Source organism: Duganella radicis, assembly GCF_009720825.1.
GTDB classification, from domain to species: Bacteria; Pseudomonadota; Gammaproteobacteria; order Burkholderiales; family Burkholderiaceae_D; genus Rugamonas; species Rugamonas radicis.
Window position 1 is genome coordinate 1 of sequence record NZ_WNKY01000022.1, and the last position, 23,436, is coordinate 23,436.

21 protein-coding genes, 1 pseudogene and 1 riboswitch are annotated in these 23,436 nt (G+C 63.5%); of the genes and pseudogenes, 13 read left to right on the plus strand and 9 right to left on the minus strand.

All coding sequences use genetic code 11. From position 1 onward, the window contains the following. Window positions 1-190: pseudogene (locus GM676_RS18845) on the minus strand (hypothetical protein); the annotation flags it as partial. 76 nt (window positions 191-266) lie between these two features. Here GM676_RS18845 and GM676_RS18850 point away from each other — a divergent pair. From GM676_RS18850 to GM676_RS18865, 4 genes are all read left to right on the plus strand, one after another. Continuing rightward, complete coding sequence (locus GM676_RS18850) at window positions 267-1,211, plus strand: DMT family transporter (RefSeq protein WP_170304320.1); 945 nt, start codon at window positions 267-269, stop codon at window positions 1,209-1,211. Window positions 1,212-1,315: 104 nt separating this feature from the next. Beyond that, window positions 1,316-1,777 (plus strand): RidA family protein, encoded by a 462-nt coding sequence (locus GM676_RS18855; RefSeq protein ID WP_155465400.1) that lies wholly within the window; start codon window positions 1,316-1,318, stop codon window positions 1,775-1,777. A gap of 26 nt (window positions 1,778-1,803) precedes the next feature. Beyond that, window positions 1,804-2,997 (plus strand): aminotransferase-like domain-containing protein, encoded by a 1,194-nt coding sequence (locus GM676_RS18860; RefSeq protein ID WP_155465401.1) that lies wholly within the window; start codon window positions 1,804-1,806, stop codon window positions 2,995-2,997. A gap of 358 nt (window positions 2,998-3,355) precedes the next feature. Next, the gene (locus GM676_RS18865) at window positions 3,356-4,714 is read left to right on the plus strand and encodes a diguanylate cyclase (RefSeq protein ID WP_155465402.1); all 1,359 of its coding nucleotides are present in this window, start codon (window positions 3,356-3,358) and stop codon (window positions 4,712-4,714) included. Here the strand turns inward: GM676_RS18865 and GM676_RS18870 are convergent. From GM676_RS18870 to GM676_RS18880, 3 genes are read right to left on the minus strand one after another with little or no spacing between them, the layout of a single operon-like run. Beyond that, window positions 4,711-6,273, minus strand: coding sequence for an FGGY-family carbohydrate kinase (locus tag GM676_RS18870; protein WP_155465403.1), 1,563 nt, complete (start codon window positions 6,271-6,273; stop codon window positions 4,711-4,713). The genes GM676_RS18865 and GM676_RS18870 overlap by 4 nt on opposite strands. Continuing rightward, entirely contained in the window at window positions 6,270-7,862 is a 1,593-nt protein-coding gene (locus GM676_RS18875; protein ID WP_155465404.1) for a glycerol-3-phosphate dehydrogenase/oxidase, read from the minus strand. The genes GM676_RS18870 and GM676_RS18875 overlap by 4 nt, the downstream gene beginning before the upstream one ends. Beyond that, complete coding sequence (locus GM676_RS18880) at window positions 7,859-9,448, minus strand: FAD-binding oxidoreductase (RefSeq protein WP_155465405.1); 1,590 nt, start codon at window positions 9,446-9,448, stop codon at window positions 7,859-7,861. Before GM676_RS18880 ends, GM676_RS18875 begins: the two co-directional genes overlap by 4 nt. An 87-nt stretch (window positions 9,449-9,535) precedes the next feature. On the opposite strand from GM676_RS18880, the gene GM676_RS18885 reads away from it, so the two are divergent. After that, window positions 9,536-10,561, plus strand: a complete 1,026-nt coding sequence (locus GM676_RS18885) for a helix-turn-helix domain-containing protein (RefSeq protein WP_155465406.1) — start codon at window positions 9,536-9,538, stop codon at window positions 10,559-10,561. Window positions 10,562-10,566: 5 nt separating this feature from the next. Here GM676_RS18885 and GM676_RS18890 read toward each other — a convergent pair whose 3' ends face one another. Both GM676_RS18890 and GM676_RS18895 read right to left on the minus strand, forming a co-directional pair. Continuing rightward, window positions 10,567-11,091, minus strand: a complete 525-nt coding sequence (locus GM676_RS18890; RefSeq protein WP_371866289.1) for an SRPBCC family protein — start codon at window positions 11,089-11,091, stop codon at window positions 10,567-10,569. Between the two features lie 12 nt (window positions 11,092-11,103). Then, complete coding sequence (locus GM676_RS18895; RefSeq protein WP_229262761.1) at window positions 11,104-12,561, minus strand: cytochrome P450; 1,458 nt, start codon at window positions 12,559-12,561, stop codon at window positions 11,104-11,106. Between the two features lie 48 nt (window positions 12,562-12,609). Between GM676_RS18895 and GM676_RS18900 the strand changes: the two genes are divergently transcribed. Next, window positions 12,610-13,008 (plus strand): VOC family protein, encoded by a 399-nt coding sequence (locus tag GM676_RS18900; RefSeq protein ID WP_155465407.1) that lies wholly within the window; start codon window positions 12,610-12,612, stop codon window positions 13,006-13,008. On the opposite strand, the gene GM676_RS18905 is transcribed toward GM676_RS18900, so the two are convergent. Next, complete coding sequence (locus GM676_RS18905; RefSeq protein WP_155465408.1) at window positions 13,005-13,205, minus strand: hypothetical protein; 201 nt, start codon at window positions 13,203-13,205, stop codon at window positions 13,005-13,007. The two genes, GM676_RS18900 and GM676_RS18905, sit on opposite strands and share 4 nt — an antisense overlap. Window positions 13,206-13,216: 11 nt before the next feature. Next, the gene (locus tag GM676_RS18910; RefSeq protein WP_443093169.1) at window positions 13,217-16,018 is read right to left on the minus strand and encodes a M16 family metallopeptidase; all 2,802 of its coding nucleotides are present in this window, start codon (window positions 16,016-16,018) and stop codon (window positions 13,217-13,219) included. 110 nt (window positions 16,019-16,128) lie between these two features. Further along, window positions 16,129-16,258: riboswitch (FMN riboswitch) on the plus strand. A gap of 94 nt (window positions 16,259-16,352) precedes the next feature. Here GM676_RS18910 and ribB point away from each other — a divergent pair. Then, a complete protein-coding gene (ribB, locus tag GM676_RS18915) occupies window positions 16,353-17,012 on the plus strand; it encodes a 3,4-dihydroxy-2-butanone-4-phosphate synthase (RefSeq protein ID WP_155465410.1) in 660 nt (219 codons plus the stop codon). On the opposite strand, the gene GM676_RS18920 is transcribed toward ribB, so the two are convergent. Continuing rightward, window positions 17,009-18,391, minus strand: a complete 1,383-nt coding sequence (locus GM676_RS18920; RefSeq protein WP_229262762.1) for an MFS transporter — start codon at window positions 18,389-18,391, stop codon at window positions 17,009-17,011. The genes ribB and GM676_RS18920 overlap by 4 nt on opposite strands. An 87-nt stretch (window positions 18,392-18,478) precedes the next feature. Here GM676_RS18920 and GM676_RS18925 point away from each other — a divergent pair, with 87 nt between their 5' ends. From GM676_RS18925 to GM676_RS18950, 6 genes are read left to right on the plus strand one after another with little or no spacing between them, the layout of a single operon-like run. Beyond that, window positions 18,479-19,345 carry a LysR family transcriptional regulator gene (locus GM676_RS18925; protein ID WP_155465411.1) on the plus strand — a complete coding sequence of 289 codons (867 nt, stop codon included), beginning with the start codon at window positions 18,479-18,481 and terminating at the stop codon, window positions 19,343-19,345. Between the two features lie 40 nt (window positions 19,346-19,385). Beyond that, on the plus strand, window positions 19,386-20,150 hold the full coding sequence (locus tag GM676_RS18930; RefSeq protein WP_155465412.1) for an MlaE family ABC transporter permease: 765 nt from the start codon (window positions 19,386-19,388) through the stop codon (window positions 20,148-20,150). A 1-nt stretch (window position 20,151) separates the two neighbouring features. After that, window positions 20,152-21,120, plus strand: a complete 969-nt coding sequence (locus tag GM676_RS18935) for an MlaD family protein (RefSeq protein WP_155465413.1) — start codon at window positions 20,152-20,154, stop codon at window positions 21,118-21,120. Beyond that, window positions 21,117-21,938, plus strand: a complete 822-nt coding sequence (locus tag GM676_RS18940; protein ID WP_371866290.1) for a hypothetical protein — start codon at window positions 21,117-21,119, stop codon at window positions 21,936-21,938. Before GM676_RS18935 ends, GM676_RS18940 begins: the two co-directional genes overlap by 4 nt. Before the next feature lie 2 nt (window positions 21,939-21,940). Then, window positions 21,941-22,441 carry a DUF2867 domain-containing protein gene (locus GM676_RS18945; RefSeq protein WP_155465414.1) on the plus strand — a complete coding sequence of 167 codons (501 nt, stop codon included), beginning with the start codon at window positions 21,941-21,943 and terminating at the stop codon, window positions 22,439-22,441. A gap of 30 nt (window positions 22,442-22,471) precedes the next feature. Then, window positions 22,472-23,434, plus strand: a complete 963-nt coding sequence (locus GM676_RS18950; protein ID WP_155465415.1) for a nucleoside hydrolase — start codon at window positions 22,472-22,474, stop codon at window positions 23,432-23,434. Window positions 23,435-23,436 lie beyond the last annotated feature (2 nt).

The window sequence follows — 23,436 nt, forward strand, 5'->3', positions numbered from 1 at the left end:
CCATGGCGTTGGTGGCGGGGGGCGGCCCGATCATCTGGCGCGATAAAAACACCTGGTCCCGCCGCATGGCGGCGGGATCGCCGGCGTCCGGCATCTCGGCCTGGGCGGCGGCCAGCGCTTCGTTGACTGCCTCCGCCGCGGCAGCCGCCGCGGCGCCCAACAGGGAAGTGCGTGCTCGTGTATTGGTCATTTTACCGTCACAGTATGTCAAATTATATTGCCAAGTGTACTGGCACTGTACTGGTTTTGTCACGTAGGATAAAGCCATGAATCCCACCACAACCACCTTCACCACCCAGCGCCGCGTGAGCGACGAAACCGCCGGCATGCTGCTTGGCCTGGTCGGCGTCGCCATCTTCAGCCTGACCCTGCCCTTCACCCGGCTGGCGGTGGGTGGCGCCGAGGCCAGCGCCGGCGCCGGCCTCTCGCCGATCTTCGTCGCCCTCGGCCGCGCCCTGGCCGCGGCTGTACTGGCCGGCGCATGGCTGTTGTGGAAACGCGCCCCGCTGCCGCCACGCTCCGCCCTCCCCGCACTGGCCATGGTCGCGGGCGGCTGCGTGATCGGCTTCCCGTGGCTGACCTCGGTCGCCATGCGCACCCTGCCGGCCGCCCACGGCGCTGTACTGGTCGGCGTGCTGCCGCTGGCCACGGCCGTCTTCGCAGCCCTGCTGGGCGGCGAAAAGCCGTCCAAAGGCTTCTGGGTCATGGCGATCTTAGGCTCTGTACTGGTGGTGGGCTTTGCGCTGCGCCAGAGCGGCGGCAGTTTGCACGCGGCCGACCTGGCCATCTTCCTGGCTGTACTGGCCGCCGCCATGGGCTATGCCGCCGGCGGCCGTCTGTCGCAAACGCTGGGCGGACAGCAAACCATCTGCTGGGCGCTGGTGCTGGCCGCGCCACCGCTGCTGCCCGTGGTCGGCTGGATCAGCTGGCAGGACGCCGCGCAAATCCGCCATGCCGCCAGTGCCGCGTGGGCCGGCTTCACCTACGTGTCCGTGTTCTCGATGTTTATCGGATTCTTCTTCTGGTATCGCGGCATGGCGCTGGGCGGGGTGGCGCGGGTGGGACAAGTACAGTTGGTCCAGCCCTTCCTGTCTGTGCTGGCCGCCACCGTGGTGCTGGGCGAGGCGCTGGAATGGCAAACTGTCATCTTCGCAATTGCCGTCATCGCCGTGGTGGGCGCAGGCCGCAAAATGCAGGTAAAACGCGCCTGACACCATACAGTATCTTGATTTTGCCTCAACTGTGAGCATCCATCCCGGCAAGAGTACAATATCAGTCTCAACACATAACATAACAACCGCAACTGGAAATCCACATGTCTGTTTACGAAAAACTGAAAGCGCTTGATATCACCCTGGCGGCGCCGGCTACCCCAGCCGCCGCCTACGTCATGTACGCCCAAACCGGCAATCTGGTATTCCTATCGGGCCACATCGCCAAGCGCGCAGACGGCAGCGTATGGGTCGGCCAGCTGGGCAAGAACATCGACACCGCGGAAGGCAAGGCCGCCGCGCGCGCCATCGCCGTTGACTTGATCGGCACGCTGCAAGCGGCCGTCGGCGGCGACCTGAATCGCGTCAAGCGCATCGTCAAAGTCATGAGTCTGGTGAATTCGACCCCGGACTACACCGAACAGCATCTGGTCACCAACGGCGCTTCCGAGCTGCTGGGCGAAGTCTTCGGCGACGCCGGCAAGCACGCCCGCTCCGCCTTTGGTGTCGCTCAAATCCCGCTTGGCGCCTGCGTCGAGATCGAATTGATCGCGGAAGTCGCGTAAGAATAAAATCCCTGAGTGAGACAAGTATGAAAATCGAAAATCCAAATCCGATCCAGTGGCGCTTCGCTGAACGCGCCGAGCAGCTGCAAGCCTCCTTCATCCGCGAGATCCTGAAGATCACGCAGCAGCCAGAGATCATCTCCTTCGCCGGCGGCCTGCCATCGCCAGCCACCTTCCCGGTCGAAGAAATGAAAGCGGCCTACGACAAAGTCCTGAGCGAAAACGGCAAAGTGGCCCTGCAATACGGCCCGACCGACGGCTACACCCCGCTGCGCCAGTGGATCGCCGACTCCCTGTCCGTGAACGGCGCCAGGATCGTGCCCGAACAAATCCTGATGACCTCCGGTTCGCAGCAAGCGCTGGACCTGCTGGGCAAAGTGCTGATCGACGAAGGCAGCCGCGTGCTGGTCGAGACCCCGTCCTACCTCGGCGCGCTGCAAGCGTTCTCGGTCTACCGCCCTGAATTCAAATCGGTGGACACCGACGACCACGGCCTGGTGCCAGCGTCGATTGAAAAGGTCGCGCAAGGCGCGCGCCTGCTGTACTCCCTGCCGAACTTCCAGAACCCGACCGGCCGTTCGCTGTCCGTCGAGCGCCGCCAGGAGCTGGTGGAAACCTGCGCCCGTCTCGGCCTGCCGCTGATCGAGGACGATCCATACGGCGCCTTGAGCTACAAGGGCGCGCCATCGCCGAAGATGGTGGCCATGAACCCGGACGGCGTGATCTACATGGGTTCCTTCTCCAAGGTGCTGACCCCGGGCATCCGCCTCGGCTACGTGTGCGCCCCGCTGCCGCTGGCGCGCCGCCTGGAACTGGCCAAGCAGGCGGCCGACCTGCACACTTCGCAGCTGACCCAGATGGTGGTGCACGAAGTGGTGAAGGACGGTTTCCTGGACCAGCACATTCCGAAAATCCGCACCCTCTACGGCGATCAGTGCCAGGTCATGCTGGACGCGATGGCGCAGCACTTCCCGGCCGGTGTCGAGTGGACCAAGCCGGAAGGCGGCATGTTCATCTGGGTCACGCTGCCGAAGCACATCGACGCCATGAAGCTGCTGGACGAAGCGATCGCGCAGAAGGTGGCCTTCGTGCCAGGCTCGCCGTTCTACGCCAACGAACCGGCCACCAACACCCTGCGCCTGTCGTTCGTGACGGTGCCGCCGGAACGCATCCGCCACGGCATTGAAGTGCTGGGCAAACTGATCGCCGCCAAGATCTAAAACGGCCTACGTGGGCGGCGCTCGCCGCCCACAAAAATACAACAGCGCCAAAAGTGACTTTATCACCAATAGTCACAAAAACCGCGCAATCCTTTAACATCCCGCCAACATTCCTTACACCATTAGGCGCTAGTCTGGCTGCGGCCTGATAACACCGAGACAATACTCAAAAAAACATCGGATATTTTTCCCCCGACAAGCGTTGCAACGGGGTATGATTTGAACGGATAGTCACTTTCAAGTCAGGCCAGCCTTTGTTGAAACGCGCACCCATCACCCCCGCTTGCCCCCTCCGTTGCCCACCCGCGCAACTGACGACTCACGCCAACGCAACCCACCCGGTTAAAGGCGCACCGCAATGAATCCAGGAAGTCTGAGTTATGCCACGCGGCGCGATGCCGCCATCTTAATCGTTGACGACGCACCGGAAAATCTTGGCGCGCTGCGCAAGATGATGGTCCAGCAGGGCTATCAGACGTTTGTGGCGACCAGCGGCGAACGCGCGTTGAAAATCGCCCGCCGCGTGCATCCCGACCTGATCCTGCTCGACATCATGATGCCGGGGATGGACGGCTACGAAACCTGCCGCCAGCTGAAAAGCCAGTCGGCCACGCAGCGCATCCCCATCATCTTCATGAGCGCGCGCACCGATACCGAAGATGTGGTGGCGGGCTTCGACATCGGCGCGGTCGACTACATCGGCAAGCCACTGCGTATGGCGGAAGTGTGTGCGCGCGTGCGCACGCAGCTGCAAATCCGCAGCAAGAGCGAGACGCATGAGGAACAGGCCGAGCGCCTGCGCACCATCGTCAACAACATGGCCGAGGGCCTGCTGATCTTCGAAGCCGATGGCCGCATCCAGATGACCAATCCGGCCTGCGACAAATACCTGGGCTACCAGCTGGAGCCGCTGGCCGGCCGCAGCATCCACGACCTGCTCAACCCCCTGGTGGCGCAGGAATACCTCGACTACTTTGCCCGCTACGCGGCGGCGCCACAGACGGCGCACAACCACGGCACGCGCGAAGTCATCATCCGCCACCGTAACGGCAGTTCGGTGTGCATGGACCTGACCTTGACGCCGATGTACCTGCGCCAGCCGCTGTTCATCGGCCTGCTGCACGACATCACGCACCACAAGCAATCGGAAGACGCTTTGCAGCGCGCCGCCATGGTGGACCCGCTGACCAAGATCGCCAACCGCCGCCACTTCGATTCCTTCCTGGAGAAGGAATGGCAGCGCGCCATGCGCAGCGGCTTGCCTTTGTCGCTGGTGGTGCTGGACGTCGACCACTTCAAGCTATACAACGACACGCTGGGCCACCCGGCCGGCGACGCCTGCTTGCAGCAGGTGGCGCAAGCCATCGCCTCGCACGCGCTGCGGTCGACCGACCTGGCGGCGCGCTACGGCGGCGAGGAATTCGTGTTGCTGTTTGCGGAAACCGACGGTGATTCGGCCTACCTGCTGGCCGAGTCGATCCGCGCGCATATCGAATCGCTGCAAATTCCGCATCCACGTTCGACCACGTCGGCCTGGCTGACGGTGAGCATCGGCGTAGCGACCATCCATCCACACCAGTTGGATAACACCGAGTCGCTGTTCGTGGCGGCCGACCGCGCCATGTACCTGGCCAAGGAAGGCGGCCGCAATCAGGTGCAAGCCACCAAGACCAGCGGCGCCTCGCTGGCCGCCGTCAAGGCAATGGCGATGCGCTAGAGCTGTTCCGGGTAGCCGGTGATATCGGCGATTTGCTGGTACATCGGTTGCAACTGCTGGTACATCTTGAGGTAGACGCGCCGGTATAGCTGGTCGTAGATTTTCTGGTTGGCGGCGATCGGATGGAACACGCGGCCGGGACGCGTCATGGCGCGGGTAGCGGTGTCGAAGTCCTTGTGCAGGCCCAGGCCGGCGGCGATGGCGATCGCCGCGCCCAAGCCGGAGGTTTCGTAGACATGCGCGCGCGCTGCGGGCAGGCCAAAGATGTCGGCCGTCAGCTGCATCGCAGCGTCGCTTTGCGAGCCGCCGCCGGCGATGCGCAATTCGGTCACCGTCACGCCGCTGCGCTTTTCGATGCGCTCCTTGCCTTCCCTCAGCGCATACGCCAGACCTTCGAGGATCGCCCGGTACATATGGGCGCGCGTGTGAACGTCGCCAAAGCCGATCATGGCGCCCTTGGCCTCCGGGCCGGGAATGCGGATGCCAGGACTCCAGTAAGGTTGCAGCATCAGGCCCATGGAACCGGGCGGCACTTCGTTCACCAGTTGATCGAACATTGCTTCCGGCGCCATGCCCTGCCGCGCGCCAGCCATCTGCTCCAGATGGCCGAACTGCTCCTTGAACCAGTTCACCATCCAGTAGCCACGGAAGATCTGCACTTCGGTGCTGTAAGCGCCCGGAACAGCCGCCGGATAAGGCGGTATGAAGGGCGTCACCTCGACATATTTTTTGCTGGTGGTGTTGATGGTGGCCGTGGTGCCGTAGCTCAGGCAGGCGATGTGCGGCTCAAGGCTGCCGGCGCCGATCACCTCGCAGGCCTTGTCGGCGGCCGCGACCACCAGCGGCGTGCCTTGCGGGATGCCGGTCGCTTCGGCAGCGGCGGCGGTGATGGAGCCGATCACCGTGCCCGGCGCCACCAGCTCCGGCAGCATGTCGGCGCGGACTTTCAGCGCCTCCCATTTCCAGTCGCGCGCACCGGCCCATTTGTGGCGCTTGTAGTCGAACGGCAGGTAGGCGACTTGCGATCCGGTCGAATCGACGTGGCGTCCGCACAGGCGGTAGTTGAGGAAGCCGGACAGCAGCAGATATTTGTGCGTCCGCGCCCAGATCTGAGGCTGCTGTTCGGCGATCCAGTTGATCTCCGCTTCGCGACGGAAGTATTCGATGGTGTCGCTCACGCGCGCGACCTTGAACGCGGTACGCCACCACCAGCTAAGCGGCCTTTGCTTGCCTACGCGGCGTTGATCCAGCCAGGTGATGGCGGGACGCAGCGCTTTGCCGTCACGATCCAGATTCACCACCGTGCCGCGCTGGGTGGTGACGGCCACGCCTTTGACGGCGCTGCGCGGGATATCGGTGGATTGCCAGAGCTGCTGGCAGGCGGCGCATACCGCGTCCCAGTAACCGTCAGCATCGTGTTCGGCCCAGCCGGGGTGCTCGGAGAAATAAGCTTGCAGGTGGATCTGCGACTTGGCGGCAAGGTTGCCGTTCAAGTCGAACAGCAGCGCGCGCACGCTTTGCGTGCCGTTGTCGATGGAAAGCAGATATTCGTGTCTCATGATCGTTTTGGTAGATTGTAATGCGCGGCCCACAGGGCCAGATAGTCCGACTCGCCGGCGGCCCAGCGCTCGTCACTCCAGCCGAGTTCCGGCTGGCAGATGGCGCGGATGCGCGGCATGACATCGATACCGCCGCCACGCAGCTGAATGCCGATGCGGGTACGGCGCAGCAGCAGGTCCTCCAGCTTGCACACGTCTTCATGACGCGCCGCCCAGCGCAGCTGCGCCCAGATGGTTTCTGTGCCGGGTATGCATGCCAGTTCGCCTTCATGCGCGGCGTCGACCAGTGCCTGCGCCGCCGCGCCATAGCGCCCTTGCAGGCGCAGCGCCTGGCCGGGCGGCAGAGCGGTCGTGTAGCGCAGCGGCGGCGTGGCGGCGAACACCGGCAGCGGCGTCAGTTGGCCTTGCAGTTCAGGGAGCCGCGTAGCCGCCAGTTTGAGTGCATCCAGCGCGATCACACGGAAGGTGGTCAGCTTGCCGCCGGTGACAGTGAGCAGGCCGTGTTCCAGCCAAAGCGCGTGGTCGCGCGTTTCCCTGGATGGATCGGCCTTGCCGCTATCGATGACCGGACGCACGCCGGCGTAGGTGGCGATGATATCGTCGTCGGTCAGATTCAGTTGTGGAAACTGGGCGTGCAAGGCCGCCATCAGATAATCGCACTCAGCGCGCGTGATGGCCGCTTCGCGCGACAAGTCGTCAGCATGATCGACATCGGTGGTGCCGACCAGCGTGACGCCCTCCCAGGGATACGCGAACACCGGGCGGCCATCGGCGGGATGCATCAAACTGATCGCCTGCGCCAGCGGCAGCCGCCACGCCGGCAACACCAGATGACTTCCCCGCAAAGGCCGCAGTCGCCGCCCCGGCGCCCCCGCAGCCCCGCCTCCGCTCTGGCCACCCTGCGAGGCGCGCAAACGGTCAGCCCACGCACCGGTGGCGCTGATCACCAACCGTGCGCGCACCTCGTGCTGCGCCCCGCTGAGACCATCGCGCAGCAGCACACCGTGCACCTCCCCGCCATCCTCGTCGCGCAGCAGCGCTTCGACGGCCATGTAGTTCATCGCAACGCCGCCGTGCTGGCGCGCCTCCTGCAACACACGCAGCACCAGCCGCGCATCATCCGTTTTGGCATCCGTGTAGACCATGCCACCCTGGAGACCATCCGTGGCAATGTTCGGCGCCATCGCCATGAACGCATCGCGCTCAAAGTAATGCCGTCCGCGCTGCCCCGCCATCCGGTCATAAATCGCCAGGCCAAGCAGAAACGCCCGCTTGCCAGGCTTGCGCCCAACATAATCACCAAACGCAAAACTCTGCGGCTCCACCAGGCCCGCCGCCTGACGCAGCAAATGCTCGCGCTCATGCACCGACTCGCGTGTCAGCGCAAATTGCCCTTCCTTCAAATAGCGCAAGCCGCCATGCACCAGCTTTGAAGACCTGCTCGACGTCCCCCAGGCAAAATCGCGCTGCTCCACCAACAAGGCGCGCAAACCACGCCGCGCCGCCTCCAGCAAAATCCCCGCGCCCGTGATGCCGCCACCGATCACGATCGCATCCCAAGGCCCGGCAGACACCTCGCGCCCGCTCATGGCAGCAGCTTCCCCGGATTCATGATCCCCTGCGGATCGAGATGCTCGAACAAAGCGCGCAAAGACGACATCCCCAACCGCCCCTTCTCCGCCGCCAGATACGGCGCATGATCCGCCCCCACGCCATGCTGATGGCTGATCGTTCCACCATTCGACACAATCGCCATGGAGGCCGCATTCTTCAACGCCTTCCAGCGCGCCAGATCCGATTCATACTCCCCCGCCAGCCGATACACAAAGGTCGTATAAACACTGGCGCCCTGCGCATACAGATGCGACAAGTGCGTGTACGTGTGAACCTGCTCGCCAAACTGGCCCAGCGCCGCAACGGCGGCACCTTCCACCGCCCGCATCATGACCTCCACGCGCGGCCAGTCCACCGCCGTCTCCACCGTATCGATGGCATAACCATGCGACCACGCCGCGTTACGCAGATACACATTGCGGAAGCGGTTCTGCTTCCACTTCTCGCCCATGTAGCGGCCCACGTGCACGCCACCATGCGGCGAAGTCAGTACCAATGCCTCGCGCAAAGCCGCGCGCACCAGCGACTTGCGGCCACTCACGCCGATCATCAACATGCATTTGCCCTCCTTGCAACCGCGCAGCGACAGATATCCTTCCAGCAGCGAGATCAGCTTCTTGTGGCCCGCCAGCGCCAGCATGGTGGTGGTCTCCAGCGCATTCGACAAGCGCAGCATGGACAGCGCCAATCCGGCCTGCACGATCTGCCGCACCGCCGTTTCCGCGGCAGCCCAATCGGGAAAGAACACCGCATGAAACGCCTCATAGGCCGGCGCTGGCGTCACCCGCACGGTGGCCTCGGTCAGAATGCCCAGCCGTCCCTCGGAGCCCAGTACCATCTCACGCAAATCCGGCCCCGCCGCCGATGCCGGAAAGGTCGGCAAATGCAGCGTACCCAAAGGCGTCTCCACCGACCCGCCACGGAACATCTGCTCAATGCGCCCATAACACAAGGACTGCTGGCCCGACGAGCGCGTGGCGACCCAGCCGCCCAGCGTGGAATACTCAAACGACTGCGGGAAATGCCCCAGCGTGTAGCCGCGCGCCCGCAACTGCGCCTCCAGGTCCGGCCCCAGCACACCGGCGCCAAACGTCGCCAGCTGCGATTCCGTATCCAGATACAGCAACTGCCGCATGCGCGTCATGTTCACCGTCAGCGACGGCGCGCCGGCCGGCGCCGTCAAGTGTCCCGCCACGCTGGTGCCGCCGCCCTGCGGTATCAAAGCCACGCCATACTGCTGCGCATAATCGATCAGGTCACGCACATCCTGCGCGCTTTCCGGATAGGCCACGCCATCCGGCGCCGTGCCGATCACCCCATAGCGCAGGCGCAGCCAGTCCGGCAAACTCTGGCCCAGCGCATTGCGCAACCGGACCTCGGGCGCCGTATCGATCAGCCGATGCGCCGGCAGACGCGACTCCGCAATCTGCGCGCATGCCTGTCCGAACGCCGCATCCGCCACCGGCTTGCCGCTGCCAATGCCTTGCCGCAGAAAGGCCAACGCCTCCGCGCTCAGCGCAAATTCGACCGACTCGTCACCCCAACCGTTCCAACGTTTCATTGTTTTGTTCTCTTCCTGATGGCGCTATACTGGTTTTTATTCACCACTTGAGATTAAAACAATGCCGCCCGCCGGTATTGCGCATTCATGACATCTGCCTTGTTCGATCATGCCAACCGCGTCGCCGGCTCGTATTTGCAGCCTTTGCTGGAAGCCGCCGCCCAGCGCGGCGTGAGCGCGCAAGCGCTGGAACAAGCCGCCCGGCTCCCGGCCGGATCGCTGGAGCCGCTGCCGGAATCCCTACCCGCCGACTACTACGTACGCCTGCTCGACATCGGTGCCAAACTGGCCAACGATCCCCACTTTGGCCTGCACGTGGGTCAATGCGTCAAGCTGGGCACCTACACCGTGTACGGCCTGATTTTGCTGAGCTGCCGCGACTTCGGCCAGGTATTTGAGCAGACCATGCGCTACGAGCAGCTGGCCCACGACCTTGGCCGCTCCAGCATCACCATCGAAGACGAAATCGCCTGCTACAGCTGGCACAGTAACTACAGCAACGCGCAGCGCCACCTGGTGGACAGCGTATTCTCCGGCATCCGCGTTTTCAGCAACTGGCTGGCCGGAATCACTCTGCCCGCCAACGAACTGCGATTGACGCACGATGGCGGACCGCCCGAACTGCGCGAGGAATACGTACGCGTGCTGGGCGACATGCCCATCTTCGGCGCCGACAGCAATACCGCCAGCTTCAACGCCGCCATGCTGACGTGGCCTGTGCCGAACGCGGACGTCAGCCTTTATCCGGTACTGCAACAGCACGCGGAGCAACTGCTGCAACAGCGCAGCGCCATTCAGCCACCGGCCATCACGCAGCAAGTGCATGCGGCCATCGTCGCCAATCTGGCGCACGGCCAGGTGCGGCTGGCCTCCATTGCCGACGCATTGAAACTGTCGCCGCGCACCTTGCAGCGCAAGCTGAGTGAAGCCGGCGCCACCTTCCAGCAAGTGCTGGACCAGGCGCGCTTCGCGCTGGCCAAGGACTATTTGCGTCGCTCGGAACTTAGCCTGATCGATATCGCCTTCCTGCTCGGCTACCAGGAGCAGAGCGCCTTCAATCACGCCTTCAAGGAATGGGCCGGCGTCAATCCGGGCGCCTACCGCAACAGCTGAACGGCTTATTTCTCAGCCACAGCCTTCATCTGCGACAGCCCGCTCTCAAACGCCGGGCCGATCATGCTGTCCATGCTGACGAAGATGGTCATCAGCTTGGCGATGTAGTCGGTTTTGCCGGACATGGTCCAGCTCACGGTGGTGGTGTCACCCTTCTGGTCCAGCACAAAATCGGTCTGCGCGGTGGACGCCATCGGCGTCAGGAAATCCAGCTTGATGCCGACCTTGGCCGGCGTCAGGCTGGTGACTTCCATGCGGCCGGAGCCCACATCCTTGTTGCCCTGCCAGGAATAGACCGCGCCCAGATCCCTGGGCGCACCGCTGAAATTGCGCGTCATCGCCGGGTCCAGCTTTTCCCATGGTGACCACTGCGGCCAGTTATGAAAATCGCTGATCAGCGGCTGGATCTTTTCCGGCGGCGCCTTGATGGCGATGCTGCGCGTGACACTGTAAGTAGCTGGCTGCAACGCCGCCACCGCCAGCACAATCAGGATCAGCACAGACAAGCCTACGATGATTTTCTTGAACACGGTGTTCTCCTTTTATGGATTGCGCACCAGCCGCACCGGCAGCTGATCCGGCGTCATGGTGAAGGTAAAGCATTCGCGTGCGGCCGGTGCTCCGGGCACACGCTCGAGCGTGAAGTGCCGCGCCAGCATGGACATCGCCATCTTGATCTCGGCCATGGCCAAGTAACGCCCCGGACAGAAACGTGGTCCGCCTCCAAACGGGAACAGCTTGCGCCCCGGGTCATCACCCTGCGTGCTCACGCCTTCCAGCCAGCGCTCCGGCAGGAAGCGCTCCGGCTGTGCCATGTCGTTCTCGCGCTCGGACGAATGGCGCAACAGCATGAAGATTACCGTCCCCGCCGGCACAGCCAGGTCGCCCAGCATCGTGTCCTGATTGGTTTCCGCCGCCATGAACGGCGCCACCGGCTTGAGGCGCATGGCTTCGCGCGTGGCGGCATCGATGTATTTGAGCTGATCGAGCAGATGGTAATCGTCCAGCACCACGCGCTCGCCCAGCACCTGCCTGGCTTCCTGCGCCATGCGCGCCGCCGCCGGTGGATGATCGCCCAAAAACGCCAGCAGCCAGCCCATGGTATTGGAAGTGGTGTCCTCGCCGGCAAACACCATGGTGATGGCATTGCCGATCACCTCCGCATCGGTGAAGCCGGAATCCGGCTCGTCGCGCGCCACGATCAGCGCTTCCAGCATATTGGCGGGCTTCTGGCGCAAGGCTGGATTCTGCGCGATGCGCTGGCGCGCGTCGGCGATAAAGCCGGCAATCGCTGTCTGGATGCGCGCCGATGCCGCTGTGGCCTCGTGGTCCTGCGCGCGTTTCAGCACGGGTACCCGCCAGTAGGCGAACGGTGTGGTGAGACGGCGCGCCACCAATTTGAACAGGAATTCGATATCGCGCTGTAGCGGATGCTCTTCCAGCTCCAGCGTATTGATGTCCTGTCCCATCGCCAGGCCGATGGTGACGTCCAGCGTGTAAGCCTTCAAGTCGCGCAGCAGGTCGACCGGCTGGCCGGCGGCGATGGCGCGCTCCCAGCGCAGACGCAAGCGCTCCGTCATCGCCGCCAGCGTGGGGAAGAAGTTATGGATCACCTCCGGCGTCAGTGCCCGCATCACCAGTTTGCGCTGACGGCGCCAGTCTTCGCCCTCCGCGGTGAACAGGCCGCGCGTGCCGACTTCATTCAGCATGTCAGCCGAGCGGGTCGAGCGGCGTATCACGTCCGGCCGGTCGCGCAACAGCGTCGCGATCAGGTCACGGTCGGCGGTGGCCAGCATCTGCCGGCGCATGATGCGGAAGCGGTACAGCGGGCCATACTCGCGTGCCCAGCCTTCCATCACCAGATGAAAAGGCCGGGCGCGGATATCGCGTACATTGCCGAAAAGCGGGCGGCCCTTGGGGCCCGGCAGGTCGGCGATACGACGCGGCGATGGCGCCATGCCGGGTTTAAGCTCCATGATGTCTTTTTCTCGGGTCAGCATATAATCATCTCCAAATGTTGACGATATACTCACTCGCCGGAGGAAGCAATGCTGTCGCACGTTTATGTGGGAATTAACAACTTCGAGGAGGCGCTGCCGTTCTACAGCGCGCTGATGACGGAACTGGGCGCGCGCCAGCGCTTCGTCGACGCGCACCGGCCATGGGCCGCGTGGCAGCCGGCCGAAGGCGCGCGGCCGCTGTTCATCATCGGTGCGCCATACGACAACCAGCCCGCAAGCTGCGGCAACGGCCAGATGCTGGCGCTGATGGCAACGTCAAGGGAAATGGTGGACCGCGCCTATGCGGCGGCGCGGGAGCATGGCGGCGCCTGTGAAGGCGCGCCAGGACTGAGGCCGCAGTATCACGCCAACTATTACGGCGCCTACTTCCGCGACCCCGAGGGGAATAAACTGTGCGTCGTCTGCCACGACGCACCAGCAGCTTAGGCCAAGGCTTCCCTGGCCGCTTCTTCGGGCGTCAGCCCTTCGTAGAACTGGTCGGTGAACCACTCGACCTGTTCTTCAATGTGTTCCTGCGCCTGCTGCTGCGTGGCGCCGCCCTTGACCAGGAAACCCTCCACTTCGATACACCAGTTAATCAGCTCCAGGGTTTCCGGGTCCAGCTCTTCTTTTTTCTTTGCCATGATAATGCTCCTTACTTCTCGGGGTACAGCACTACCTGCAGGTAGTTGTTCGTATCAAAGTAGCGCTGCGCGGCCTGTTTCAGGTCCGCCACGGTCAGGCCGTTCACGCGCGACTCGTACGTCAGTATATCCTCTGGGTTGTTATTGTTGAAGAAGGCGTTTTGCAGGGACGCCATCCAGTAGCCATTCTCGCGCATGCCCTTGCGGTAGTTCTTGATCCACGCCGCCTTGACCTTGTTGAGATCCGCCTCCTCCACGCCGTCCTGCTTGATCTTCTCGATCTCGGCAAAGGTGGCGGCCAGCACCTTGTCCACGTTCTCCGGCGCGCACGGCAGGCTGGCGTTGATGCTGTAGTTCCCGTACGGGATGCGGTTCATGGAACCGCTCATGCCGCCACTGTACATCGCGCCCATCTTCTCGCGCAGGGTTTCAATCAGCTTGATATTCATGACCTCCACCAGCGCCTGCAAGCGCATGCGCGCGGCGCGCGAGTATTCCACCTCGCCTGTGAAGGACAGCGAGATGGTGCTCTTCGGCTCCGAGCCCGCGTGCACCTCTTTCTTTACCACGCCCTTGATCGGGCGCACGCCTTCGTCCTTGAAGGCGACCGGGATCTCGCCCACCGGCAGGCTGGCGAGATAGGTGGCGATCAGCGGCTTGATCTTCTCCACCTCGAAACTGCCAATGATGAAGAAGGTGAAGTCGCGCGCGCTCGACATGCGGCTGCTGTAGATATCGAGCACGCGGTCCAGCGCCAGTTGGTCGAAATCGGCCGGCCTGGCGGCGCGTAGCACGCGCGGATTGTTGTTGTACAGGGTGGCGGTGACGGTGTCATAGAACACCGACTCCGGCCGCGCCAGATTGTTCTGCGCCAGTTCGCGCTGGCGATCCACATAGGCCGTATAAATGGCGGCATCCTTGCGCGGCTGCGTCATTTGCAGGTAGACCAGTTGCAGCATGGCTTCCACGTCCGTGCTGCCAGAGCTGCCGCCCACCGATTCGTTGAGCGAGCTGACACTGGCGCTGGAACTGACGCTCTTGCCGGCCAATACCTTCACCAGATCGTTCGGCGTGTAATTCAGCACGCCCATCTGGCCGACGATGCTGCTCGCATAGTGCGCGGCAAAGACATCACTGTCCGGCAGCAGCGACCAGCCGCCGTAGCGCAAGCCGCCGAGGATCACCTGATCGTTATTGAAGTCGGTCGGTTTCAGCACCACCTTCACGCCATTGCTCAGCGTGAGCTCCGTGGTGCCGATCTTGTCGTTGACCTTTTCGCTGACGATGCCGCCAGCCTTGGGCAGCTTGGGCATCAGCTGCGATGCATAGACCTTGTCTTCCAGCGGCTTGACGGCGATCTTTTCAGCGGAGCTGGCGGTGGCCAGCAGTTCGTCGGCCTTCGGCTGCACAACGCCCGGCTTGTCGACGCCAGTGTAGATCACCAGCTTGCTCTGGTTATGCGGAATGGCGGCGCGCACGGCGGCGTTCACCTCCTCCAGCGTAATGCCCGGTATCAGCTCGGCGGCATAACGGTATTCCGCCGCCGTGCCGGGAATCGATTCCTGCTCCAGGAAATTGCGGATGTATTCCGCCGCATAGCCGGACGAATCGGATTTATCGCGCTCGTTGTACATGCGTTCGTAGTTGCGCAGCATGCCCTTCTTGGCGCGTTCCACTTCCGCCGCGCTAAAACCGTACTGGCGCGCGCGCTGGTCTTCCTGCACCAGCGCATTGATGGCCGGCGTGGCGCCGCCCTTGCCCAGCACCGCGCCTGCGCCGAAGGAGCGGTAACCGCGCACGATCTTGTTCATGCCGCTGCCGCCTTGCAGGAACGGCGGATTGGCCTGTTGCGTCAACTCGTACATGCGCTGGCTGAGGATAAAGCTGTACATGCCCTCGATCAGCTTCTGGCGATAGTCGGCAACCGTTTCACCGGCCGGCCACGATTGGATCGGATAGCGGATGTAGACCGTGTTGGCGCTGACTTCCTTGTCGGTGAAGACAATGCCTTCCGACTCCTCACGCTCCGCAATCTTCGCGTATTCGCGCGGGCGCGGGTTGGCTGGATTTTTAAGCTTGGTGAAGTGCTGTTCGATCAGGCGCTGCGCGTCGGCCGGCTCGATATCGCCCACCACCACCACCGCCATCAGGTCCGGACGATACCAGTCGTGGTAGAAGCGCTTGATGGCGTCGTATGTGAAGGTCTTGAGGATATCCTCTTTACCGATCGGCATGCGCTCGGCGTAGCGCGAGCCGTTCAGCACCTTGGGCAGCACCACTTTGTTCATGCGGTCGTCCACGCCTTTACCGAGGCGCAGCTCTTCCAGCACGATACCGCGTTCGCTGTCGATATCCGCATCGTTGAAGGACAAGCCGTGCGCCCAGTCTTCCAGCACCTGGAAGCCCTGCTCCACGATTTCCTTTTTATCGGTCGGTATCGGCAGGATGTAGACGGTTTCGTCGAAGCTGGTGTAGGCGTTGAGGTCCGCGCCGAATTTCACGCCGATCGACTGCAAATACGATACCAGCTCGTTACGCTTGAAATGCGTGGAACCGTTGAAGGCCATGTGTTCGGTGAAGTGGGCCAGTCCTTGCTGATCCTCGTCTTCCAGGATCGAGCCCGCCTTGACCACCAGCCGCAACTCCAGTTTTTTCTCCGGACGGCCGTTGCTCTGGATGTAATAGGTCAAACCGTTGGCCAATTTGCCAACTTTTACCTGCGGCCCCACGGGGATTTTGTCACTGAGCTTAAGATCGCCGGCTAGCGCCGGGAGCGTGCAGGCCAGAAGCGCGGCGCCGCACAGGGTACGCAGGGTAATCAACTTCGTCTCCGGATGCTTGGATTTTTAGAGAATAGCTACCATACACTGAAATCCTTCATTTGGGCTAAAATCCTCGCTGCCTGCCGCTTGGCAGGTAACAACAACGTCTTCGGGGCGGGGTGTAATTCCCCACCGGCGGTAAAGTTACACAACGAAGCCCGCGAGCGCAAATGCGCAGATCTGGTGCAATTCCAGGGCCGACGGTTAAAGTCCGGATGAAAGAAGATGTGCGCTGTACGTATCCTGCTGCCCGAGCCATCGGAGCGGCCGGCTGCGCGTATTCGCTTGCCCTGTCGCGTTCCTATTTTATTCAGGAGCGTTCCTCATGTTTGACCAATCCGCAATATCCCCCTATTCCCTGGTATCCGACGATCTGCAAGGCCGTATCCACGCCGCGCTGCACGCCATGCGCGCCGGCGTGCCGGTCATCCTGCTGGATGACTTCGACCGCGAAAACGAAGCGGACCTGATCGTCGCCGCCGAAAAAATGACCGTGCAGACCATGGCAATGATGATCCGCGAATGCAGCGGTATCGTGTGCCTGTGCCTGAGCGCCGACAAGGTGCGCGAGCTGGAATTGCCGATGATGGCTGCCAATAACGGCAGCCGCTATGGCACCCCGTTCACCGTGTCGATCGAGGCGCGCGAGGGCGTGACCACCGGCGTGTCGGCGGCCGACCGCGTGACCACCATCCGCGCGGCGACGGCGGCCGATGCCAGGCCGTCGGATCTGGTGCATCCGGGTCACGTGTTCCCGCTGCGCGCCACACCGGGCGGCGTATTGGCGCGCAAAGGCCATACCGAGGGTTCGGTGGACCTGGCCACCATGGCCGGCCTGAATCCATCGGCCGTGCTGTGCGAGCTAATGAACCCGGACGGCACCATGATGCGCGGCGCGGATATCGAGCGCTTCGCTGAACTGCATCAGATGCCTATCCTGACCATCGCCGAGATGATCGAGTGGCGTAAGAAGCATGGTGTCTAAACCGGCCTGGCGAGCTTGATGTAGCGGTACACCAGCAGCAAGGCGCCCGCGTATGTCGCCGCAATCAGCGTGAACGCCAGCGGCAGGCGCAGCGCCCACTGTGGCGCGATATGCATCACAGTGCCCATCATCGCCACGCCGACCAAAGCGCCGATCTGCCGGTTGGCGTTCAGCGCGGCGGCGGCGCTGTTGGCGTTGGCCTTGCCGGCCACCAGCATCACGGTGGCCGTCATGCCCGGGATCGCAATCCCGATCGCGACATTCATCACCACCGCCGCCGTCACCAGCAGCCAGTAAGGCGTCTCGGGGCGCAGCCCGACCAGCATCAACACCGCCATCGCCAATCCCGCCATCAGGCCATACAGCATTGGCGGCCGGGTGCCGACACGCGCCGTAATCCGGCCGGAAGTCAGATTACCGATGGCGAAAGCAGCCATCATCGGTATCAGCCTGACGCCCGTTTGCAGCGCATCCGCACCGCCCTGCTGAATGAATAAACTCAGCAGGAACAACTGGCCGAACACCGCAAAGTTGATTAAAAAGCCAACCCCATTGGCTGCCGCAAATGCCGGCGTCTCAAACAAAGCCTTGGGCAGCAAGGGATGCGCGCCGGTGCGCTCGCGCCGCACCAGCAGCAATGCCGCGACCACGGCCAGCACGCCAGCAGCCAACACTTGCACCGACGCCCATCCCAGCACCGGCCCTTCGATCAGCACAAAACTCAGCGCCGCCAGCGCCGCCACGCCCAGCGCGTGGCTCAACATGGACAAATCGCGCTCATGACGCGCCGTGGCCGGCGCCAGCACCTGCGTCAGCACGATGCCGAGCAAGCCAATCGGCACATTCACCCAGAACACGCTGCGCCAGCCAAATTCGTGCACCAGCAGGCCGCCCACCAGCGGACCGGCCGCCGACGAGCAGCCTACAATCGCCGACCACGTACCCAGCATGCGCGCCCGCGTAGCCTGATCCTCATAGGCATGCGTCAGCAGGCTCAAAGAACTCGGCATGAACAAGGCCGCACCGGCGCCTTGCAGCAGCCGCGCAGCGATCAAGGCATGGCCGCTCGGCGCCAGCGCGCACAGCACCGAACCAAGTATGAACACACTCAAGCCTCCCTGATACACCGTCTTGGGGCCGAAGCGGTCCGCCAGCGCGCCGCCCGCCATCAGCAGCGCGGCAAAGGTCAAGGTGTAACCGTCCACCACCCAAACCAGCCCGGTGAGCGGCACCGACAGGCTGACCGAAATGTCGGACAACGCGGTATTGACGGCGGTGACGTCGATCATCGCCATCACAAAGCCGATGGCCAGCGTCATCAGCATCAATAAAGGAGGTACGTGCCTTGCCGGCACGGCGGCGGTCGTGGAGGTATTCATGCCTTCATGGTAGGCCGCTTGCATGATGCAGTAAATACGCATAACATCAGCACTCTGATGCAAAAATGCATCTGCCTGGAGACCATTATGGACTGGGATAACGCCCGCATCTTCCTCGCCATCTACCGCAAAGGCACGTTGCGCTCCGCCGCCGCGCTGCTCGATATCGACCAGGCCACGGTCGGCCGCCGCCTCAACGCGCTGGAAACCTCGCTCGGCGCGCGCCTGTTCCTGCGCACGCCGTCCGGCTACATGGCCACGCCGGCAGGCGAACTTGCTGTCAGCGCGGCCGAGAAGATGGAGCACGCCGCCTTGCAGTTCCAGCGCGAGATGCAGGGCATCGACAACCGCCTTTCCGGCGTGGTGCGGGTGACCACCTCCGACACCATGGCCGCGCACTTCGTCATCGCCGCCATGCAACGGTTGCATGTGCAGCATCCGGATATCCGCATCGCGCTCAGTACCAGCACCGCCATCACCAGCCTGACGCGGCGCGAGGCCGATCTGGCGGTACGCACGCTCAAGCCCACCAGCCCGGACCTGATCTCGCGCCACCTAAGCAAACGCAGCATGGGCCTCTACGCCACGCCGGGTTACATCAAAGCGCGCGGCATGCCGGAACCGGGCAACGGGCTGGCCGGGCACGACATCGTGATCTACCAATCTGCGGTGGCGCCGCGCCATCAGGAGAAGATCTGCCTTGAACCGGTGCACAACGCGCGCGTGGCGATGGAGGTCAACAGCGGACTGGCTATGATCGAAGCCGCGCGGCTCGGCATGGGCGTGGCCGAACTGCCCTGCCACATGGCCGACGGCGACAAGCGGCTGGTGCGCATCTGGCCGGAACGGGTCGACCACTACGACGTGTGGCTGGTGATGCACGCCGACTTAAGCCGCAGCGCCCGCGTGCGGGCGGCCGCCGACGCCATCATCGCCAGCTTCCCGGACAAGTAGCGTGCTCCTGCCCAGGCCACGACGGTGCTAATATGCCAACATGAATACGCAAGCATCCACACTTGGCATCCTGCAAAGACTGCACCAAGGCGCTGTCGCCTGGCTGCACGGTTGGTGGCGGCTGCTGCATTTCGCGGTGCTAATGTTTTCCATGGCGCTGACGCCGGCCAGCTATGGCCGCGCCAATCGTCCGGTGCTCGCCCGCCACCTCGTGGCGGACACGGTGCCCAATCTGGCGTGGTACGGCGTGCTGTCGGCGCTGGTGAGCCTTGTGCTGATACGCATTGTGGTGGTGACGTCGCAGAGTTACGGCCTGTCGCGCTTTGCGCTGGAGATGGTGGTACGGGTGCTGGTGCTGGAATTGATACCGCTGACCGCCGCCGCTTTCGTCGCCCTGCGCACCACCCTGCCAGCAGGACTGGAACTGGCGCAGCGCCGCCATGCGGCCGGCACGGCCAGCGGCAGCGAGCTGCATCGCGAATTTTTCCCGCGCGTGGTTGCGAGCATTTTTGCGGTGTGGATGCTGGCGGCGGCCAGTTGCGTGCTGACGCTGATCCTGGCCTATCTGTCGCTGTATGGCTTTACACCATGGGCGCTGGCTGGTTACACGCGCGTGGTCGGGCAGGTGTTCAATCCCGCGGTCACGCTGATACTGGTGCTGAAGATTGTATTCTTCAGTTTTGCGGTCGGGTTGATTCCGATGGCGACCTCCACGCGCATCTCGCACGGCCTGTCGGACATGGTCCGGGTGTTTGGCGTGATGCTGCTGATCGAGGTCGCATCGCTGATGGGTAATTACTACTGATATGACAGAACAGAACAACGAAGCCGCGCCGGTACGCAATGCCGAATTCAAGGCCGCCGTGCTGCTGGTGCTGATGGTGGTGCTGGTGCTTGGATCGGCGGTGTATCTGCTGTATGCACGTGGCGCGTTCGAGTCGACGCAGACGCTGATCTTGCAGGCCGACGATTCCGAGGGTGTGGTGGTCGGCATGGACGTCACCTTTGCCGGCTTCCCCATCGGCCGGGTGCGGCGCATCGAATTGAGCCCGGAGGGCAAGGCGCGCGTGGTGGTGGACGTGCCGCGCCAGGACGCGCACTGGCTGCGCAGTTCCAGCATCTTCACGCTGGAGCGTGGACTGGTGGGCGGCGCCAAGCTGCGCGCGTTCAGCGGGATTCCGACCGATCCGCCGCTGGAAGATGGCGCCGCACGCTCACTGCTGGTGGGCGATCCGGGCGCGGAGATTCCGCGTCTGCTGGCGGCGGCCAAGGATCTGCTGCAAAACCTGAACGACCTGACGGCGGAAAATTCGGCGCTGGCGGCGTCGCTGGCCAATGTGGCGGGCGTGACGGGCAAGCTGAATGGCCCGCATGGCGCCATGGGCCTGATCGCCGGCGATGAGAAAAGCGCCCAGCAGCTGGCGGATCGCGCCAACAAATTGCTCGTGACGGTCAATGCGCTGGCGGTCAAGGCGGATAGCCTGATCGGCCATGCCGACGAGCGGGTATTCGGCCCGGCCGGTGTGGCGACCGATGCACAGGCCACCATCCAGCAGCTCAACGCCTTGCTGGCCGACGCGCGCAATTCGCTCAAGAAGATGGATGCGGTGCTGGTTGAGGCGCAGGCGGTGGCGTCCAACACCAAGGAAGCAACCGCGGACTTGGGCACGCTGCGCGGCGAAGTGGAAAGCAGCTTGCGGCGCGTAGAGCAGTTGGTGAATGAGATTAACCGCAAATGGCCGTTCAAGCGCGATACGGAGATCAAGCTGCCATGAAAAAGACAAGCATCTCGCACGCCGCCACACCGCAGCCGACGCCGCGCCCACACGGCGCGCTTGCGGCAGCGCTGTCCGCAGCCCTGCTGCTGGCCGGCTGCGGCAGCAATCCACCGGTGCCGGACTGGCAGATGACAGCACACGGCAGCATCGAGCGCGCGACGTCAGCCTACATGAGCGGCAACGCGCGCGTGGAAGCCGCCGAATTCGCGCGCGCCCGCGAAGCGCTGGCCAGCACCGGCAAGGTAGACCTGATCATCCGCGCAGAACTGATCCGCTGCGCCGCCCGCGTCGCCTCGCTGGTGTTCGAAGGCTGCACCGGCTACGACAAGCTGGCCCAGGACGCCAGCCCCGCCGACCGCGCCTACGCCACCTACCTCGCCGGCCGCCTCCCCGCCGCTCCCGCGCCAGCCCAACCAGCCATCGCTCCCCAGCCCGGCGCGATGCCTTCGACCACGCAGTCCCCCACCACCGCGTTGCCGCCGACTGCCGCACCGCTTGCGGCGGCCGATCTGGCACTGCTGCCGGAGCAGCACCGCGCAGTGGCGGCGGCGGCGAGCGATGTGACGGCGGCGGGCGCGGTTCAAGCTATCGCCGATCCGCTTTCCCGCCTGGTCGCCAGCGGCGTCCTTCTGCGCGCCGGCCGCGCCACGCCTCAACTCCTGGCGGACGCAGTGGAAACCGCATCCGCCCAAGGCTGGCGCCGGCCACTCCTCGCCTGGCTAGGCGTGCAGGCCATGCGCGCGGAACAAGCAGGCGACACCATCGAAGCCCAACGCATCAAGCGCCGCATCGCCCTGATCACGAATCCAACCTAACCATGACCACCACCGCAACCACCATCCCGCAGCAAAGCGAAATCGCCCAGCGCCTGCCCGGAGCGGACTTCCACGATTGCTACACCATGGACACGCAACCGAACCAGCTCTCCGCACTGGAGACCTATCTGAAAGTCGCCGCCACCACACCACGCTGGGTCAACCTGGCCATGGCCCTGCGCAACCGTATTGTCAAACTGTTCGGACTGAAAGACCTCGGCCTGCTCAGCGCCATCGATCCCGCCAAACCGGCCAGCGCCTACCAGGTTGGCGACCGTGTCGGCATCTTCCGCATCCGCTACCTGAGCGAACAGGAAGTCATCCTCGGGGATGCCGACAAACACCTGCGCGTTGAACTCTCGGTCTGCAAAACGCCGCACCAAGTCTCTGTCAGCACAGTGGTCCACATCCACAACGCGTTGGGACGTATCTACATGTTCTTCGTCGCCCCGGCGCACCGCCGTATCGTTCCCGCCACGATGAGGAAAGCCAGCTTCCTGTAAAATCCCGCTTCCAACGCACCAAGGATTTACATGGCATCCTCCTTCACTCGCCCGTTGCGCGGGCTTTTCGCGCTAGCCGCGCTGACCTGCGCGATGCTGGCCCATGCCGCTCCGCAGAAAGTCATCGTCGACATGGACATCGGCGACGACATCGACGATGCCTTTGCCCTTGGTCTTCTGCTGCAAAGCCCGGAAATCGACATCGTCGGCATCACTACCGCCTGGGGCGACACCGCCCTGCGTGCGCAACTGCTGGAACGCATGCTGCGCGAAACAGGCCACAGCAACATCCCGGTCGCCCAAGGCATCCGCGCCACCGGCAACCCGCAGCCATTCACACAAGCGCGCTACGCCCAGCGCGGCGCACTGCCGGCCAAAATCGACGCGGTCGACTTCATGCTCGACCAGATTAAGCGCCAGCCCGGCCAGATCACCCTGCTGGCCCTTGGCCCGCTGACCAACATCGGCGCCGCCATCCAGCGCGACGCCGCCACCTTCGGCAAACTCAAACAAGTCGCCATGATGGGCGGCTCGGTGCGCAGCGGCTACCGCAAATCGCAATACGTGCCATCGCGTCCGGCCGACAAGGAATACAACATCGTCTCCGACATCGCCGGCGCACAAAAGCTGTTCACCTCCGGCGTGCCTATCGTGATGATGCCGATCGACTCCACCCAGATCCGCCTCGACGAAGTGGAACGCAATGCCCTGCTCGGCCACGGCTCGCGCATCACCGACCAACTGGCCCTGCTCTACCACCAATGGATCAACGCCTACCAGCCATGGTCCAGCAACATGCCATCGCTGTTCGACGTGGTGCCAGTGGCATGGATGCTCGACCCGACCGTCTGCCCGACCACGCCGCTCCGCATCGTGGTCGACAACGAAGGCTACACCCGCGAGCAAGCGGGCGCACCCAACGCACAGGTGTGCCTGGCCTCCGACCAGAAACGCTTCTTTGAAATCTTCATGCCACGACTGTTGAAGGATTAAGC

Bases quoted from the DNA above. Each gene is read 5' to 3' on its own strand.
- GM676_RS18850 (WP_170304320.1), top strand. From the start codon at position 267: ATGAATCCCACCACAACCACCTTCACCACCCAGCGCCGCGTGAGCGAC.
- GM676_RS18855 (WP_155465400.1), top strand. From the start codon at position 1,316: ATGTCTGTTTACGAAAAACTGAAAGCGCTTGATATCACCCTGGCGGCG.
- GM676_RS18860 (WP_155465401.1), top strand. From the start codon at position 1,804: ATGAAAATCGAAAATCCAAATCCGATCCAGTGGCGCTTCGCTGAACGC.
- GM676_RS18865 (WP_155465402.1), top strand. From the start codon at position 3,356: ATGAATCCAGGAAGTCTGAGTTATGCCACGCGGCGCGATGCCGCCATC.
- GM676_RS18870 (WP_155465403.1), bottom strand. From the start codon at position 6,273: ATGAGACACGAATATCTGCTTTCCATCGACAACGGCACGCAAAGCGTG.
- GM676_RS18875 (WP_155465404.1), bottom strand. From the start codon at position 7,862: ATGAGCGGGCGCGAGGTGTCTGCCGGGCCTTGGGATGCGATCGTGATC.
- GM676_RS18880 (WP_155465405.1), bottom strand. From the start codon at position 9,448: ATGAAACGTTGGAACGGTTGGGGTGACGAGTCGGTCGAATTTGCGCTG.
- GM676_RS18885 (WP_155465406.1), top strand. From the start codon at position 9,536: ATGACATCTGCCTTGTTCGATCATGCCAACCGCGTCGCCGGCTCGTAT.
- GM676_RS18895 (WP_229262761.1), bottom strand. From the start codon at position 12,561: ATGCTGACCCGAGAAAAAGACATCATGGAGCTTAAACCCGGCATGGCG.
- GM676_RS18900 (WP_155465407.1), top strand. From the start codon at position 12,610: ATGCTGTCGCACGTTTATGTGGGAATTAACAACTTCGAGGAGGCGCTG.
- GM676_RS18905 (WP_155465408.1), bottom strand. From the start codon at position 13,205: ATGGCAAAGAAAAAAGAAGAGCTGGACCCGGAAACCCTGGAGCTGATT.
- ribB (WP_155465410.1), top strand. From the start codon at position 16,353: ATGTTTGACCAATCCGCAATATCCCCCTATTCCCTGGTATCCGACGAT.
- GM676_RS18920 (WP_229262762.1), bottom strand. From the start codon at position 18,391: ATGAATACCTCCACGACCGCCGCCGTGCCGGCAAGGCACGTACCTCCT.
- GM676_RS18925 (WP_155465411.1), top strand. From the start codon at position 18,479: ATGGACTGGGATAACGCCCGCATCTTCCTCGCCATCTACCGCAAAGGC.
- GM676_RS18930 (WP_155465412.1), top strand. From the start codon at position 19,386: ATGAATACGCAAGCATCCACACTTGGCATCCTGCAAAGACTGCACCAA.
- GM676_RS18935 (WP_155465413.1), top strand. From the start codon at position 20,152: ATGACAGAACAGAACAACGAAGCCGCGCCGGTACGCAATGCCGAATTC.
- GM676_RS18940 (WP_371866290.1), top strand. From the start codon at position 21,117: ATGAAAAAGACAAGCATCTCGCACGCCGCCACACCGCAGCCGACGCCG.
- GM676_RS18945 (WP_155465414.1), top strand. From the start codon at position 21,941: ATGACCACCACCGCAACCACCATCCCGCAGCAAAGCGAAATCGCCCAG.
- GM676_RS18950 (WP_155465415.1), top strand. From the start codon at position 22,472: ATGGCATCCTCCTTCACTCGCCCGTTGCGCGGGCTTTTCGCGCTAGCC.